The organism is Croceitalea marina (assembly GCF_042684265.1).
GTDB lineage: Bacteria > Bacteroidota > Bacteroidia > Flavobacteriales > Flavobacteriaceae > Croceitalea > Croceitalea marina.
In genome coordinates, this window is record NZ_JBHULB010000058.1 from 1 (window position 1) to 1,959 (window position 1,959).

Annotated in this window: 3 protein-coding genes; all 3 read right to left on the reverse strand. The window is 30.1% G+C overall.

Translation table 11 applies throughout. The features are described from left to right. Nucleotides 1-269: 269 nt before the first annotated feature. Nucleotides 270-701, reverse strand: a complete 432-nt coding sequence (locus tag ACFSQJ_RS14345; protein WP_377767663.1) for a PH domain-containing protein — start codon at nucleotides 699-701, stop codon at nucleotides 270-272. Nucleotides 702-880: 179 nt separating this feature from the next. Then, nucleotides 881-1,294 (reverse strand): hypothetical protein, encoded by a 414-nt coding sequence (locus ACFSQJ_RS14350; RefSeq protein ID WP_377767664.1) that lies wholly within the window; start codon nucleotides 1,292-1,294, stop codon nucleotides 881-883. Continuing rightward, nucleotides 1,291-1,818 carry a hypothetical protein gene (locus tag ACFSQJ_RS14355; protein ID WP_377767665.1) on the reverse strand — a complete coding sequence of 176 codons (528 nt, stop codon included), beginning with the start codon at nucleotides 1,816-1,818 and terminating at the stop codon, nucleotides 1,291-1,293. The genes ACFSQJ_RS14350 and ACFSQJ_RS14355 overlap by 4 nt, the downstream gene beginning before the upstream one ends. Between the last annotated feature and the right edge of the window lie 141 nt (nucleotides 1,819-1,959).

The window sequence follows — 1,959 nt, forward strand, 5'->3', positions numbered from 1 at the left end:
TAGTTTTCCGGTTGTAAGTTCGTCCAGAATTTTGAGTTTGAAAGATTCGGAATACCGTCTGATTACTTTGTCATTTTTGTACATAATTGTAAGAATTATGTAGCCTTTATTCAGGACGGGTCAAGCTTGCTTGTAACGTTGTTGTATATGGTTTGTTGCGTGGTTAAGCACGTAATTTAGCAAATAAAAACCGAATAGAAAATCCGCGAGGATTTTCGTAAGTAGGCTAGAACTAGCAATAAATTATATACTTTGTTGTGCAACGTTTTTTATTTTTCAGTTAAGTTGTTTTTTATATTCGGGTTTAAACTAGTCAAATACTTTGCAAATTCAAACTTGTCTTTCGGTGAAATTATCATCTCCTCAAATTTCCCATATTTAATTTCAATTCGGTCAAACGATGGTGCTGGCGAAGAAATAATATTACTTGATTTTGTTATTTCCTTAATTTCATTGATTTCAATTGGTTTATAATTAAAGAATCCGCATTTGATTTTAAGTTTATTTTCCTCAATTGTATATTCCGTTTTGAGGAACATATGAGTTATAAGTCCGAAGATTATTATTAAAAATAAACTTATTAAAGTCAGATTCAGATTGATTCCGCTTTTAATCAGATTTAGGACTAATGGACTGAAAAAGACTATGAATACAACAGTCAATAATCCGTAAGAAACTTTTGAAGAATATTTTTTAGTCATATTTCACCTTTTTTTCGGGTTTTTCTGTAAATGTTGCACAACGTGTTTGTGTATGGTTAGTTGCGTGGTTAAGCAACTAAGTTAGTAAACAAAAACGAACGCGAGAAAATTCCGAAGGAATTTTCCAAATAAGCACTTGCCAAAGCAATTAAATATACACGGTGTTACCACACGTTTTTTTATTTTCTCAAATCTAATATTACAGAATCCTTTACTTTAATAAAAATCAGATTATTGTTGTGATATAATTTCGTCGTATCTCCTTTAATTTCAGTCCGAACAAAGTCAGATTCTATAAATGTCTTTTCGGTTGAGTCTAAATAGATAGGAATAGCTACATATAAAAAACAGCTTAATATTATTATACTATTTGTAATTATTATTCCTTTTAACTTATCAGTTTTTGCTTTAAAAAAGAAAAAGCCAATACTTATCAAAGTCCAAATTATTCCAATAACTAAAGTCAAAAATAAAATTAGATGATGAACACCAGGTGCGTGAATATATGGATTGCCAATAATTGCATACGCAATTCCTGCGATTCCAAATCCTATTCCATAAAATAGTAATGTTTTTAAAATTCCTGTTTTCAATTCAGTTTTTTATTTTCTAAAATATCAAATCCAAATAGTCCTTTCCGAATTTCCAATTCCACGTTATTGTAGAAGTTTCTTTTTTCATAAAATTCAGATGAAAAGACTAATTCTTTTATTTTTCCATTATAATTAATTCTAAACGTTGGTGTTTTAACATCAATTCTATATTTGCCTCCAGAAGCTAGTGAGGAAGTCCTAATAATTTCATACGATTCAGTTCTTGTATTTTGGTCAGCGAAATAATAATTCGATAACATAAAGATTGAGCAAGCAATAAATCCAAATCCGATTACATAATGCATTGCGGAATAGAGGTAAAGTCCAATTCCGCTATATTCATAAGTGCTCTTATAATTCTTAAAGTCGAGAATAAATGCAATTATTCCAACAACCATTATAATTCCGATTGGAATCATCAAATTGATAATGGTTTCTCTGTAAATATTGATTTCCCAAATAATTAAAATTGCTCCTAGAAAGAAAATTACTGGGTAGAATATTTTACGTTGTTTTTTCGTCATTCTCAAATGTGTGGTAACGGTTTAGCTATGAACAGTACGGGAGCAAACTAGCGTTTGCTTTCCGCCACGCACATAGCGAAATCTTTTTGTTTTGTTTTTTCTTTTCCTTGTTTAAAGCAAAATCCCAAAGATTTTGCGGAC